This window comes from Micromonospora sp. NPDC047467, from assembly GCF_040643095.1.
Lineage (GTDB): Bacteria > Actinomycetota > Actinomycetes > Mycobacteriales > Micromonosporaceae > Micromonospora.
This window is the reverse complement of the sequence record NZ_JBEYTO010000001.1, coordinates 122,174-136,075: the sequence shown is the minus strand read 5'-3', so window position 1 is coordinate 136,075 and position 13,902 is coordinate 122,174. Positions and strand designations below refer to the sequence as shown.

Genomic DNA, 13,902 nt, shown 5'->3' with positions numbered 1-13,902 from the left:
AGGATCAGAGCATGCTGACGATCGGTCAACTGGCCGCGTACGCGGGCGTCACGGTGCGGGCGGTGCGGCACTATCACCAGGTCGGGCTCCTGCCCGAGCCGGAGCGGGACGCGTCGGGTTATCGGCGGTACGGCGCGAGTGCGGTCGTGTCCCTCATCAAGATCCGTACCCTCGCCAACGCCGGCGTGCCGCTGTCCCAGATCGGTCGGATGCTGGAGGCCGACGCGGCGACCTTCACCGAAGCGGTCCAGCGGATCGACAGCCACCTGCTCGACGAGATCGAACGGCTCGAAACCAGCCGCAAGCAGATCGCGCAGCTCACCGCCGGGGACAGTCTGGCGCTCCCGCCGCAGGTGGTCTCCTACCTCGATCGGCTCCGGGACATCGGGGCGTCGAAGCGGATGGTGGAGGCTGAACGGGACGGGTGGATCCTCGTCGCGGCCCGCTGGCCCGATGGCGTCGTCGAGTGGATGCCGTCGAAGCTCGCGCAGCTCGACGACCCGCAGGTCGTCCGGCTCTATCGGGTCCTGTCGGAGATCTTCGACAGCGACGCGGGCGGGGACGCGCTACTGGAGGAGGCCGCCGACATCATGGCCGCCCTCGCCGAGCAGGCCCACAGGTCCGGCGACGTCCTCGACGACGAGGCGCAGGGCGATCTGCCTGACCTTCTGGACGCGCTCGCCGTCGAGACCGACCCGCGAGCGGAGCGACTGCGGGACCTGATGCGCGAGCGTGGCTGGTCCGATTGGACCCGGATGGAGCGGCTGGCAGAGCCGCCCGCCTAGGACCAGGTCAGGCGGTCAGGCGACGGACGAGCTTGCGCAGGCCGGCCTGCCAGCCGTCCGGGTCCTCGGCGCGGCGGCGCGCGTAGTCGGCGACCTCCGGGTGCGGCAGGATCAGGAACCGCTCCTCGGCCAGCCCGGCGATGGCCGCGTCGGCGACCTGGTCGGGGGTGAGCACCGCGCCGGACGCCTCGATCACCCGGGCGCCGAGGTGGCCGTCGCGGATCCCGTCGGCGAGCATCGGGGTGTCCACGCCCTGCGGGCAGAGCGCGCTGACCCGGATGCCCCGGTCCCGGTAGGTGATGGCCAGCCACTCGGCGAACCCCACCGAGGCGTGCTTCGTCGCGGTGTACGCGGCGTCGCCGACCGCGGTCAGTACGCCCGCCGCCGAGCAGGTGTGCAGCAGGTGCCCGCCGCCGCGGGCGAGCATCCCGGGCAGCACCGCCCGCGTCGAGTAGACGTGGGCGAGGACGTTGACCCGCCACGCCCGGTCCCAGGCGGCGTCGTCGATCTCCACTCCCCCGCCGGTGGTCACTCCGGCGTTGGCGCAGAACAGGTCGATCCGGCCGAAGCGGCGCTCGGTGTCGTCGACCAGCGCGCGGACCTGGGCCTCGTCGGTGACGTCGAGGGCGGTGGCGTGCGCGACCGGGCCGATGCCGTCGGCCACCGCCTGGGCCGCGTCGGCGTTCAGGTCGGCGATGACCACGGCGGCGGCGCCCTCGGCGGCGAACCGGCGGGACAGGGCCGCCCCGATGCCGCCGGCGCCGCCGGTGACCACCACGATCCGGTCGGTGAGGTTCACGCGGGCGCTCCTGAGGGCTCGGTGCCGAGCTGGGCGATGAGGGTGGTCAGTGCGGCGACGCCGCCGGCGGTCACCTCCGGGGTGGGCAGCAGCGCGAAGATCGGCACGTCCACCCCGGCGTCGGCGTAGGACTGCACCTGGGCGCGGCACCGCTCGGGTGAGCCGTGCAGCACCAGCGCGTCGACCACCTCGTCGGGCACGGCCGCGCTGGCCCCGCGCCGGTCACCGGCGGCCCACGCGTCCCACATCGGTGCCAGCACCTGGTCGCGGCCGAGCCAGCGGTGGAACTCGGCGTACGCTCCGACGGTGAGGTAGCTGGTGATCAGCCGGCGGCCGAGCGTGCGGGCGTACGCGGCGTCCTCGGTGGGGCAGACGAAGATCCGGGCGGCGACCTCGAACCCGGGACGGCGCTCGCCCAGCTCGGCGAGGGCGCGGGGCACGTCGTCGGCGCTGAGCCAGTTGAGGATGACCCCGTCGGCCTCCGCGCGGGCCAGCCGGAGCATCCCCGGGCGCAGCGCGGCGAGCAGGATCGGCGGCGGCACGGCCGGCGGCCGTTCGAGGGTGAATCGCCGCACGGTGAAGGTGTCGTAGACCTCGTCCACCGTCTCGCCCCGCAGCGCGGCGCGCAGGAAACGCAGGACGTCCCGGGTACGCCGGAACGGCTCGTCGAACCGCACCGCGTTCCAGTCCCGCACGAGCACCGGCGAGGACGCGCCGATGCCGAGCGAGAACCGGCCGGGCGCGGCCTCGGCCAGCGCCGAGGCGCTCATCGCGAGCAGTCCGGGGCCCCGGGTGAAGACCGGGGTGATCGCGGTGCCCAGCCGCAGCCGGGGCTGCCAGGCCGCCGCGAGCGCCAGCGGGGTGAACGCGTCGGCCCCGGCGACCTCGGAGGACCAGACGTCGGTGAACCCGGCGCGGTCGAGCGTCGCGTAGACCGCGCCGTGGTCGGCCAGCGGGATCCCGCCCAACGGCACCGTCATACCCCATCGATTCGTCACCGATCGATCGTGCCCGTTGACGGGGTCCGCGAGCAAGATCCCCGTCCTGGGCAGAATCGCCGGTTCCGGGGATCGACAGTCGTCGGCATCCCCGCGACGGCACGTTCCGAGCCGTCCGCGCGGGGCGGTACGTGGTCGGCTCGGCCGGCTAATCTCGGCGGGTGACCTTCTCCCTCGTCGCCCGCTCCGCCGACGGTCGCCTGCACGGTGTGGTCGTGGCCAGCAAGTTCCTCGCCGCCGGGGCACTCGTGCCGGCCGCCGAGGCCGAGGTCGGCGCGCTTGCCACCCAGGCGCACGTCAACCTCGCCTACCGCCCACAGGGGTTGACCCTGCTGCGCACCGGCGTGGCCGCCGCCGACGTGGTGGCCGGGCTGGTCGCCGCCGACGGCGACCGTGCACACCGTCAGCTCGGTGTGGTGGGGGCCAGCGGTCCGGGCGCGACCTGGACCGGCCCGGCCTGTCATCCGTGGGCCGGCGGGCGGGCCGGCGACGGCTGGGCGGCGCAGGGCAACATCCTCACCGGCCCGGAGGTCGTCGACGCGCTGGCCGACGCGTGGCTCGCCGGGTCGGCGCTGCCGTTCGCCGAGCGGCTGGTCGCCGCGCTGCGCGCCGGTGACGAGGCCGGCGGCGACCGGCGCGGCCGGCAGAGCGCCGGCCTGCTGGTGGTCGAGCGCGGCGGGGGGTACGCCGGCACCAGCGACGTGCTGGTCGACCTGCGGGTGGACGACCACCCGGAGCCGGTCGCCGAACTGGGCCGGCTGCTCGCCGTGCACACCCTGCTGTTCAGCCGGCCCGACCCGGCGACCCTGCTCGACCTGAGCGGCGCGGTCGCCGAGGAGGTGGCGGCGTTGCTCACCGCATTGGGTCACCCGGTGGCCGCCGACGGGCCGGAGGAGGCGCTGTTCTCCTGGGCCGCGGTGGAGAACCTGGAGGAGCGGCTGGTGCCGGGGCGCATCGACCCGGTGGTGTTGACGCACCTGCGCGGCGTCGCCCCGCACGTGCCCGCGCCCCGTCCGGCGAGCTGATCCGCCGGCGACCACCACGCCGGAACGCGGTCCCCCGGTCGGCTCAGCCCTTGACCCGTGGCACCAGCCGGTGCACGACGGTGAGCACCAGGGCCATGACCACCGCCATCGTTCCGGCGATGCCGGCGGCGCTGCCCGCGTACGCGACGAAGAGTGGCCGACGGCTCAGCTCGGTCGGCCAGGTGTCGCGCAGGCCCACCAGCCACGCCAGGGCGAGCCCGCAGGCGATCAGGGCCAGCACGCCGGCCACGCCGAGCACCGCGCTGGCGACCCGGTGCGCGTCGCCGGGGGCGACCTCGGCCTGTTCCCGCTGGGTGATCAGCAGCACCAGCCCGGCCAGCGCCGCCCAGACGCCCACCACCAGGTACGCGGCGACCGCGTCGCTGGGTCGGTGCCAGCCGGCGGAGAGGGTGGCGACCCCGGCGGCGGCGGCGTAGGCCACGCCGATGAACGCGCCGGCGGCCCGTACCTTGCGGGGCAGGACCAGCATCAGCGCGACCGCCACCGACGCGGCCACGGCGGTGTGCCCACTGGGGAGGCTGTTGCCCACCCCGGCGCGCTCCGGGTCGACGCCGTAGTCCGGGCGAGCCAGCCCGTACTTGAGCAGTTGGGTGGAGACGTTCGCGCCCGCGATGAGCAGGGTGGCGGTGACGGCCAGGGCGATCCGCCCCCGGATGAGCGCGATGAAGCCGATCATCGCCGTGGCGGCCAGCAGGGACACCACCGACATCGCGTTGAGCAGATGGTCCACCGGGCCGTCGATGCGATCCTGACCGATCTGGTTGCCGGTCAACGCGACCGTGTCGACCCACTGGCCGATCCCGGTGTGTACGGCCACGCGCCAGACGGCGAGGAAGGCGGCCGCCTGGACGAGGGCCAGTACGACCAACCAGACCGCGGTCCAACCCCGTGCCGTCGCGCGCATCCGCACACCGTAGCGGCCGGAGCGGGCCGGTCGGCTGGTGGCCCACCGCCTGTCGACGGTTAGGTTGGGACGGGGATGAGGAGGTTGCCGTGGACGGCACACCGGAGCGGCAGTCCGGCCAGGTCAGGCCCGACCCCGACCGGCGGGAGGCAGCCGAGCCCGACGGGGTGGCGCCGGCCGAGTCGTTGGCGGATCTGCTGGGCGGGCGGCGCGGAGCCATCGACGCGACCCTGCCGCCGGTGGCGTTCGCGGTGGGCTGGCTGATCGGCGGCGAGTCGCTGTGGGCCGGGGTCGGCGCGGCGCTGGCTGTCGGCGCGGTGGTGGCGGGCGTACGGCTGCGGCGGGGCGACCGGCCCCGTTCGGTGCTGATCGGGCTGCTCGCGGTCTGCGTCGCGGCACTGATCGCGGTCCGTACCGGCCGGGCCGAGAACTTCTTCCTGATCCAGTTGCTGTCGAACGCGGCGAGCGCCCTCGCGTGGGCGGTCAGCATCGTGGTGCGCTGGCCGCTGCTCGGGGTGGTGGCCGGCGCGGCGCTGGGTCAGCGTGCTCGCTGGCGGCGGGACCCGGCGCTGCTGCGCGGGTACGGCCGGGCCAGTTGGGTGTGGACGGCGACCTACGTGCTGCGGTTGGCGGTGTTCGTGCCGCTGTACCTGGGCGGGCAGGTCCTCGCGCTCGTGGTGGCCCGGGTCGCGTTGACCTGGCCGCTGGTGGCGGCGGCGTTGGCGGTGAGCTGGGTGGTGCTGCGCCGGTCGTTGCCGGCGGGGCACCCGGGGCCGCGTCACCCGGTCACCGAGGGCCCGGAGGCTCCGCGCGGTGGGCCGGGGCGGGGCTGAAACCCGGCGGCAGCAGCGCTCGCGGGCAAATAAGTGGAGAGGCCGCCACGGGGGGAGCGGCCTCTCCGGTCAGGTACGTTACTCCGTCGTAGCCGTGGGTGTGATCCCGCGTCGGCCCGAATTTCTGGGCTTTTTCGCGGCAACCTCCACTCCGGGCGGTGGGGTGGGCCGGCCGATCCGCTGCGTTGGCCAGATGACCGGCCCACCCCGGCCTGACCGTGGGTGTCAGGCCGTCCGCCGGCCGGGTTCCGTCGTTCCCCCGAACCCGGCCGAACCCCGGGGTGGGCAGGGCACGTCCACCCACCCCGGGTCGTTGTCAGCCGTTCGGGAACAGGCTCCCGTAGTCGGCGTACGCCATGGCGACGTCGGCCTGTGCCCAGAACCGGTGGTAGTTGAAGCTGGGCTCCGCACCACCGTCCAGGTACGCCTGCACCTTGGGCCAGTCCGGGTCGTTCTTGTAGAAGGACCGGATGTCGAGGAAGCTCTTGCCGGCGGCGATGGTGTCGCCGTTGGGCATCTTCCCGGTCCAGCCCGACGGGACGTAGAGGCCCTGCCCGCTGGCCGCGTCGTAGGTGTCGTCGAAGCGCCGGTAGTCGCCACGCTTCTCGGTGGTGGAGACACCCTTGGCGTCGCTGGCGGCGTGGAGCGCGTCGAGCAGACCCTTGGCGGTCGTCTTGGCCGCCGTGTCACCCGACTTGGCCGCGTACGCGATCAGGGTCCGGGCGTAGGCGGCGGCGACGCCGACGTCCTGGCCCTTGACGGTGACCTCGACGTGCAGGTTGGAGTTGGGCTGCGGGTTGCTCGGGTTCCAGGTGGTCGGCTGGCCGGTCCACTTCATGTCCGACGGGATCGACCAGTTGGTGCCGACGGTGGTGTTGGCGATCGCCCACGGCACCCACTTGTCCAGCAGCGCCTTGGCCTTCGCGTTGCCGGTCTGCAGGTACAGCTCGGCGATCCGCTGCATCGACCAGGCCTGCATGCCGAACCACTGGTTGGACGGCGGGTCGTTGTAGACCGGGTCGACGTCGTAGAACATGCCGTAGAAGGTGCTGGTGCCGGCCGGCGGCTGGCCGTAGTTGCCGCCCCAACTGTTGGTCGCGCCGCCGGCGATGCCGCCCTCGGCGGACTGCAGCCAGGTGTAGAACTCCAGCTGCCGCTCCAAGCTCTTGGTCCAGTCGGTGACCGCGGTCGGCGACTGCGGCTTGAGCTCCGGGGTGTTGGTCAGCGCCCAGGCCGCGAACGGGTTCTGGTAGCCGAAGTGGTTGTGGCTGGAGCCGATCCGCCAGGACCAGTTCTGGCTGGTCTCGTACGCGCCACCCCAGGCGTAGTACCAGGACATGAGGTAGTGCGCGGAGTCCTTGCCACTGCCGGCGGGGCAGGCGCTCGCCCCGACGCAGTTGCCGATCTTCTTGAAGTACTTGTCGAACATCGAGTAGCGCAGGTAGTCGCCCATCTTGGCGGCCTTCGCCACGGTGGCCGCGACGTCGGCCTGCTTGCCCTGCGCCTTGGCCCAGGTCAGCGCCCAGTACGCGGCCTGCACGGCGCGAGCGTCGGCGTCCGGCGCGTTGGTGTACTTCCACTGCTTGGCCGGAGCGGCAGACTCCTTGACGAACAGGTCGAGGTAGCCGTACTGGCCGCCCGCGGTGAAGGTGTCGCAGGACGGCTGCGGGATGGTCTCCCAGACCGATTCCTGCGTGCCCCGCTGGAAGGTGTTGATGTACGCCGGCCGGGTGGTCTTGTCGCCGCAGCGACCGAAGCCGTACGTGTTGTCCACGTCGATCAGCCAGTGCATGCCGTAGATGTCACCGGTGCCGTAGGTGGACTGCAGCTCGCCGCGCAGCGGGTCCTGGCCGACCGACACGTTCGCCTCCAGGGCGGACGGGTACTGGCTGGGCAGGTCGTGCTCGGCGGCGTACTGGGCGGTGCCCGCCGCGCCCGCGGTGGCCTGGTCGGCGTGGCTCGGGATGATGTACTTCTCCATCACGGTCCAGGCGTTGTTGAACGGCGCCCAGTTCTGGGTGACCCGCCCGTAGTTCGCCTCCAGCCAGAGCCAGAAGCTGAACGCCTCCGAGGTGGTTTCGTGCCCGTGGTCGGGCGCCTCGACGATCAGCGTCTCCACCGAGTGGTACGGCACGCCCTCGGGGCTGAAGTAGCCCGAGTTCTTGATCTTGCCGTACTGCTCGAGGAAGCGGGCGATGTAGGTGTTGTCGCCGCCCGGGGTGTCGTTGTCGATCTCGGTGGCGGTGACCGCCAGCGGGGCGAGACCGGTGGCGGAGGCGGTGATGGTGGCGGTGCCGCCGACGGTGTCGGCGTCCTCCGCCGCGGCGACCGTGACGGTGACCCCGGTGTTCCAGTTGCTGGGAGTCAGCGCGACGGTGGCCGGCGAGACCGTGACGTCGGTGTCGCCGGTGCGGGTGAGGGTGACCGGCACGTTGGCCGTCGGCGCGGCGCTGAGCTTCAGGTTGAAGGTGGCGGTGCCACCCTCGCTGACGCTCACCGCGGACGGGGTGGCGACCAGCGTCGGGCCGGTGGCGGCGGTGACCGTGAACGCCTTTTCGTCGACCGCGACGCCGTTGGCGTTGTCGTACGCCTTGGCCTGGACCGTGTAGCTGCCGGCCGGGAGGTCTTCCTGGGTGTAGGCGTACGGAGCGGTGGTGTCGGTGTTGATCAGCAGGCCGTTGCGGTAGAACTCGACCTTGCTGATCGTCCCGTCCGGGTCGCTGGCGGTGGCGGTCAGCGGCACGTCGGCCGGCGCGGTGAACGGCCCGGTCGGCAGGCTGAGGGAGACCGTCGGCGGCTGGTTGGCCGGGGTGCCGTTGCAGGGGGTGCCGTTGAGGGTGAAGGAGGTGGGCTTCGGGTTGCTCCCCGAGTGGGCGCCGTTGAAGCCGATGGTGGTGGAGGCCCCGGTGCCCAGGTTGCCGTTCCACGACTCGTTGGTCGCGGTGACCTCACTGCCGGACTGGCTGTATCTGGCCGACCAGCCCTGGGTCACGCGCTGACCGCTGTTCGGGAAGGTCCACTTGAGCGTCCAGGCGGTGACCGGGTCGCCGAGGTTCTTGATCGTCACGTTCGCGGTGAAGCCGTTGTTCCAGTCGTTTGTCGCATAGACCACGTCGCAGGCCGGTGCGGCCTGCGCGGCGCCGGCCGGCAGGGTCACCCCGCCGACGGCGAGCGCGGCGGCGGCGAGGATCGCCACTCGGCGGCGTCGTGCCAGTTGTCTCATGTGCGCGGTGTCTCCTCGGACCAGGCCGGGATGGTCCCGGCGAGGCGCCTGCCCGCGGGTGTGGTGGTGCGCGGGGGATTCGAGGCGCCGGGATGGTGGTCGCCCCGGGCCCGGCCGGGGGTGCGGCGGTGCGGCCCGCGCGGGAGGGGGTCCCGCCGGCTGCGATCGGGTGCCGCGACCGGTGTTGATGCTGCCGGCTGCCCTCGGCGGACCCACGCCACGCGATCTGGCTCTGTCGCGTTGAATCGACAGTGTGCCATGGAAGCGCTCCCACAACAAGCGCGCGGCGGGGAGGATCAGCCACTTGTTTCGATCTCGTTTTGGGTCTTTCACAAAGGCGTGACGGGCGTTACAGTCGCAACATCGGTCGATGGGAGCGCTTCCATCGACAAAGGTTCCAACTAGAAGATCACCGGGGTTGTCCTTGTGGCGAGCCCGGGGAACCCGAAGGCCGACGGCGGGCCAGCCCGGACACCGCCGTCAGCCATCATCCCGTCACTGGGAAGGGAGGTGGAACCAGAGCCACTCGCGTGGCCCGGCTCCCGCGCGACACGCACGGCAGGACCCAACATCCGCCCGTGCGTGTGCAGTTACGGTGGGGACGGGGGTTGCCCTCCCCCGTCCCCACACTAAACCCCCGTACACGATGGGAAAAGAGGCCGACGGGACAGGCGCGACACGCCGCCCGGTCGGCCTCGTTCGCTGTCCGGGGCTCACCTCCGCCTCAACCCGGCAGCACCCGCCCGTCAGGACGGCCGGCTGCCCGGGCCGGCCTCCCCTGGCCTATCATGGGAGCGCTCCCGAATCTCGGCGGTGGCCCCGTATCCACGAGGAGAATCCATGTCGATACCCACTGGGCCTGGCCCGCTGCGCTTCCCCCGCGACTTCGGCTGGGGGGCGGCCACCTCCGCCTTCCAGATCGAGGGCGCCGCCAAGGAGGACGGCCGAGGCGAATCGGTCTGGGACACGTTCAGCCGCGTCCCCGGGCGAACCCGAAACGGCGACACCGGCGACGTGGCCGCCGACCACTATCACCGGTACGCCGAAGACCTCGACCTGATGCGCGACCTCGGGCTGCGCAGCTACCGCTTCTCCATCTCCTGGCCGCGCATCCAGCCCGACGGCACCGGCGCGCCCAACCAGCGCGGGCTGGACTTCTACCGCCGTCTGATCGACGGCCTGCACGAGCGCGGCATCGCACCGATGGCGACCCTGTTCCACTGGGACCTGCCGCAGGCGTTGCAGGACGCCGACGGCTGGGAGTCACGCGACACCGCCCACCGCTTCGCCGACTACGCCGACGCGGTCTTCTCCGCCCTCGGCGACCGGGTGCCCGTCTGGCTCACCATCAACGAGCCCAAAACCGTGGTGCAGAACGGCTACCTCATCGGCCACCACGCGCCCGGCCGGCAGGACCCGGACGCCGCCTACCTGGTCGCCCACCACCTGCAACTCGCCCACGGCCTGGCGGTCCGCGCGCTACGCGCCACCACCAGCACCGGCCGGATCGGCCCCGCGCTCAACCTGCACCCCTGCTACCCCGCCGACGACTCCCCCGAGGCGGCCGCCGCCGCCCAGCTCTACGACGGCTACGAGAACCGCCTCTACCTCGACTCCCTGCTCAAGGGCAGCTACCCGCAGGACGTGCTGGCCGACCTGGGCTCACGCAGCCGGATGGTCCGTGGCATCCGCGACGGCGACCTGGCGGTGATCTCCTCGCCGGTCGACCTGCTGGCCGTGCAGTACTACACGCCGATCTACGTCACCGCCGACGGGCGCAGCGAGCAGCGCTGGCCGACCACCGAGGCCGAATGGCAGCAGATCTACCCCGACGGGATGTACGACATCCTGACCCGGGTCACCCGTGACTACGGCCCGATCCCGCTCACCGTCACCGAGAACGGCCTGCCGACCCCGGACACCCTGGCCACCGACGGCACCGTCGACGACGCCGGCCGGATCACCTTCCTGCGCGACCACCTGGCCGCCGCCCACCGCGCCCTCGCCGACGGGGTCCCGCTGGAGAGCTTCCACGTCTGGTCCCTGTTGGACAACTTCGAGTGGGCCGAGGGGTACGACCAGCGCTGGGGTCTGGTCTATGTGGACTACCCGACCCAGCGGCGCGTGCTCAAGCGCAGCGCCCACTGGTACCGCTCCGTCATCGCCGAGGGCGGCTTCTGAGCGGGCCGCCCGGACGGCCGGGCCCGGACGGCTCGGCTCCGGTGAGCCGGTGACCGTCCGGGTCACGCCCGGACCGCTCAGCGGGGCAGCGCCTGCTGCAACTCCGCCCGCAGCGCGGGGGTGAGCATCTCCCCCGCCTGCTTCGCGAGCCGGGCCATCTCGTAGCCCACCACGCCGATGTCCGCGTCCCCGGCGGCCAGCGTGGCCAGGATCGACCCGTCGCGCACCTGCATCACCAGGAAATAGCCTCGGCCCATCTCGACCACCGTCTGCTTGACGATGTCGCCGTCGAACAGCTGCGCCGCACCGGCGGTGATGCTCATCAGCCCGGAGGTCACCGCGGCGAGCTTGTCCGCGTTGTCGCGCGGCAGGTGATCGGAGATCGCGACCAGCAACCCGTCGGAGGAGACCACCACCGCGTGCGCCACGCCGGGCACCCGCTCCGCGAACGCGCTCACCAACCAGCTCAGGTCCCGCGCCTCCTGACTCAAGGTTGTCACTGTCGTCGTCCCCCTTCGTCGTGCCCCCAGGAGGGTGACACGGGTATCTCGGTGGTGTCCTCGGCCTCGGCACGCCGTACCCCGCTGTAGAGCCGGGAAAGCATGCCGCCGACAGCCGACGGGTCCAGGTCGACGCGCGCCGGCGCCGACGTCGGCTGGGCCGAACGGGTGACCGCCGAGAGCTGTGCCATCGGCACCCGCATCGGCAGACCCCGCTCGTTCGTGCCGGCGGTCACCGGCGTGGCGGGCGGCACGGCCGGCCCGGGGACCGTCGGCCCGACCGGACCCTGCCGGGACCACCAGCCGCTGTCCGAGGCGTCGGCTTGGACGCCCGCAGGGGCCAGCACGTCCTCGGCGCGCACCGGCACCGGGCGGGCCTGCCGCGGCACGGCGGCTGCCGGCGGGCGACCGGCCACCGGCAGGTCCAACGGCGCGACGGCCGGCCCGCGCGGGCCGGCCGGCCGCAAGTCCCCGCCCGTTCGCTGCGCTCCGACGCCCCGCGCGGTGCTCGCCGCCAGCATCCGTGCCGGCATCGGCGGACCCAACTCCACCGCGCCGGCCGGAGCCAGCAGGGTGGCGGGCAGCACCAGCCGGGCGACCAGGCCGCCCTGACCGCCGTCGAGCTGCACGCGTACGCCCAGCCGGGCGGCCAGGTGGCTGACCACGAACAGGCCCATCCGCTCGACCGCCGCGACGTTCGCGGCCGGCGGGCTGGCCAGCACCGCGTTCGCCTCGGCCAGAGCCGCCGGGGTCATGCCGAGGCCGTTGTCGACGATCTCGATCAGCGCGGCCGACGCCTCGACCCGGGCGGTCACCATCACGACGGTGTCCGGACGGGAGAAGGCGGTCGCGTTCTCCAGCAGCTCAGCCAGCATGTGCACCAGCTCACCGACCGCGTGCCCGACCACGTTGACGTCACCCACCGGCTCCAGGCGAACCCGCTGGTACTGCTCGATCTCGGCGGCGGCGGCCAGCAGCACGGAGCCGAGACCGACCGGGCGATTCCACCGGCGGGTGGAGTCCGTGCCGGCCAGCACCAGCAGGCTTTCGTCGTTACGGCGCATCCGGGCGGCCAGGTGGTCGAGCTTGAACAGGTTCTCCAACTGCTCCGGGTCGCTCTCCTCGCGCTCCAGATCGTCCAGCAGCTCCAGCTGGCGTTCCACCAGCACCTGGCTGCGTCGGGCCAGGTTGACGAACATCCCGTTGACGTTGCGCCGCATCCGCGCCTGCTCGACGGCGACGGTGACCGCGCTGCGGTGCACCGCGACGAACGCCTCGGCCAGCTCGCCGATCTCGTCGAGCGAGCGCACCACCGCTGGCGGGACCTCGATGTCGGTCACCCCGCCGGTGACGGTCCGCAGCCGGTCCAGCGCGTCCGGCAGCTCGATCTGCGCGATCCGCAGCGCCTGACTACGCAGCAGCCGCATCGACCGGGCGACCGACCGGCCGACGAGCAGCGAGATCAACAGGGCGGCCAGCAGCACCGTGACGATTCCGCCGACGACCAGCAGGGTGGCCCGCAGCTGGCCGGAGCTGGCGTCGTCGGCCTGCCGTACGGCGTCGTCGAGCACCCCCGCCTCGAGCTGCCGCAGCAACTCCTGGCGTTGCTGGCTGGCCGACCACCACTGCTCCGACGGCAGCAGTTCCGGTGCCGCGTCACCGACCGGCAGGCTGCGCTCCTCCAGCTGGGTGGCGACCACGAACATCGGGTTCACCGAGGTCTCGTCGTACCGGCGGATCTGGTCGTTGGTGGCGGCCACCCGGAACGCGCCCAGCGCGGTCAGCTGCTGGGCGCGCAGGTCGCTGAGCAGCACCCGGTCCTCGGTGCCGTACCGGCCGGCGCGGCCAGCGGCGTAGAGCTGGGCCCGGACCCGGGACGACAGCTCCTTGACCCGGGCCAGCTGGACATAGCGCAGCACCGCGTCGCTCAACGCCGGGTTTTCCTGACCTGGCGTCGGCTCGTCGAGCAGATCGAGCAGCGCGTCGATGGCCCGGTGGTAGTTGCTCAGGACGGTGTCGTTGCTCAGCACCGCCGGCGGGATGGCCACCCGGATGTTGACCACCTGTTCGTACGCCTCCAGCGCCTCGGAGAAGGCGACCCGCCAGGACGCGTCGGCGTTGGCGAGCGGCTCGGCGGCGCGACGCAGATCCTCGACGGCCCGGTCGGCGGCCGACTGCAACGGCCTCAGGGCGGTGGCCGCGGCCTCCCGGTCGCCACCCCGGCGCAGCTCACTCAGCTCACCCGCCGAACGGTCGCGCTCCTGCTGGAGCTGGTGCACCACGGCGGTGATCTGCCGGCCGATGCCGACCTGCCGGGCGAAGTCGTTGAGCGCGGTCGTCTGTCCGACGAGGGCGCTGGTCTGCACGCTGGCCAGCACCAGGAACGCCACCGACGGCACCACCAGGACGGTGGCCAGCTTGGTGCTCATCCGCCAGTCGCGCAGCCGGAACGGCGAGCGACGTCGATGCGGAATGACCCGGACGTCGAAGCGGCGTCGGCGATGGTTCGACACGTCGCCCTTCGCCGGGTCCGGACCTACCGCCACCCTGCCTCCTCCATCGTGCCGCGTCCACCGCGACCCGGGGAGCGCAGTCCATCCAACCAGGCTCGGGAGCGCTGTCAACGGTCCGGG

Annotated in this window: 10 protein-coding genes; 4 read left to right on the top strand and 6 right to left on the bottom strand. The window is 72.7% G+C overall.

The genetic code is table 11. The features are described from left to right. The first annotated feature begins 11 nt into the window (after positions 1-11). Positions 12-785 (top strand): MerR family transcriptional regulator, encoded by a 774-nt coding sequence (locus tag ABZ780_RS00570; RefSeq protein ID WP_357482715.1) that lies wholly within the window; start codon positions 12-14, stop codon positions 783-785. A gap of 7 nt (positions 786-792) precedes the next feature. Here ABZ780_RS00570 and ABZ780_RS00565 read toward each other — a convergent pair whose 3' ends face one another. Next, positions 793-1,584 (bottom strand): SDR family oxidoreductase, encoded by a 792-nt coding sequence (locus ABZ780_RS00565; RefSeq protein WP_357482712.1) that lies wholly within the window; start codon positions 1,582-1,584, stop codon positions 793-795. Further along, entirely contained in the window at positions 1,581-2,564 is a 984-nt protein-coding gene (locus ABZ780_RS00560; RefSeq protein WP_357484041.1) for an LLM class F420-dependent oxidoreductase, read from the bottom strand. The genes ABZ780_RS00565 and ABZ780_RS00560 overlap by 4 nt, the downstream gene beginning before the upstream one ends. 179 nt (positions 2,565-2,743) lie before the next feature. Between ABZ780_RS00560 and ABZ780_RS00555 the strand changes: the two genes are divergently transcribed. Further along, positions 2,744-3,607, top strand: coding sequence for a DUF1028 domain-containing protein (locus ABZ780_RS00555; RefSeq protein WP_357012569.1), 864 nt, complete (start codon positions 2,744-2,746; stop codon positions 3,605-3,607). A 43-nt stretch (positions 3,608-3,650) separates the two neighbouring features. On the opposite strand, the gene ABZ780_RS00550 is transcribed toward ABZ780_RS00555, so the two are convergent. Beyond that, the gene (locus ABZ780_RS00550) at positions 3,651-4,538 is read right to left on the bottom strand and encodes a phosphatase PAP2 family protein (protein WP_357482709.1); all 888 of its coding nucleotides are present in this window, start codon (positions 4,536-4,538) and stop codon (positions 3,651-3,653) included. Between the two features lie 161 nt (positions 4,539-4,699). On the opposite strand from ABZ780_RS00550, the gene ABZ780_RS00545 reads away from it, so the two are divergent. Next, complete coding sequence (locus ABZ780_RS00545; RefSeq protein WP_357484038.1) at positions 4,700-5,365, top strand: DUF3159 domain-containing protein; 666 nt, start codon at positions 4,700-4,702, stop codon at positions 5,363-5,365. 316 nt (positions 5,366-5,681) lie between these two features. Here the strand turns inward: ABZ780_RS00545 and ABZ780_RS00540 are convergent, their stop codons facing one another. Next, positions 5,682-8,588 (bottom strand): glycoside hydrolase family 48 protein, encoded by a 2,907-nt coding sequence (locus ABZ780_RS00540; protein WP_357482706.1) that lies wholly within the window; start codon positions 8,586-8,588, stop codon positions 5,682-5,684. Positions 8,589-9,428: 840 nt separating this feature from the next. On the opposite strand from ABZ780_RS00540, the gene ABZ780_RS00535 reads away from it, so the two are divergent. Then, complete coding sequence (locus ABZ780_RS00535; protein WP_357012564.1) at positions 9,429-10,769, top strand: GH1 family beta-glucosidase; 1,341 nt, start codon at positions 9,429-9,431, stop codon at positions 10,767-10,769. Between the two features lie 77 nt (positions 10,770-10,846). On the opposite strand, the gene ABZ780_RS00530 is transcribed toward ABZ780_RS00535, so the two are convergent. Continuing rightward, positions 10,847-11,260, bottom strand: a complete 414-nt coding sequence (locus ABZ780_RS00530) for a roadblock/LC7 domain-containing protein (RefSeq protein ID WP_357012597.1) — start codon at positions 11,258-11,260, stop codon at positions 10,847-10,849. A gap of 5 nt (positions 11,261-11,265) precedes the next feature. Further along, a complete protein-coding gene (locus ABZ780_RS00525; RefSeq protein WP_357012563.1) occupies positions 11,266-13,815 on the bottom strand; it encodes a nitrate- and nitrite sensing domain-containing protein in 2,550 nt (849 codons plus the stop codon). Positions 13,816-13,902: the final 87 nt, after the last annotated feature.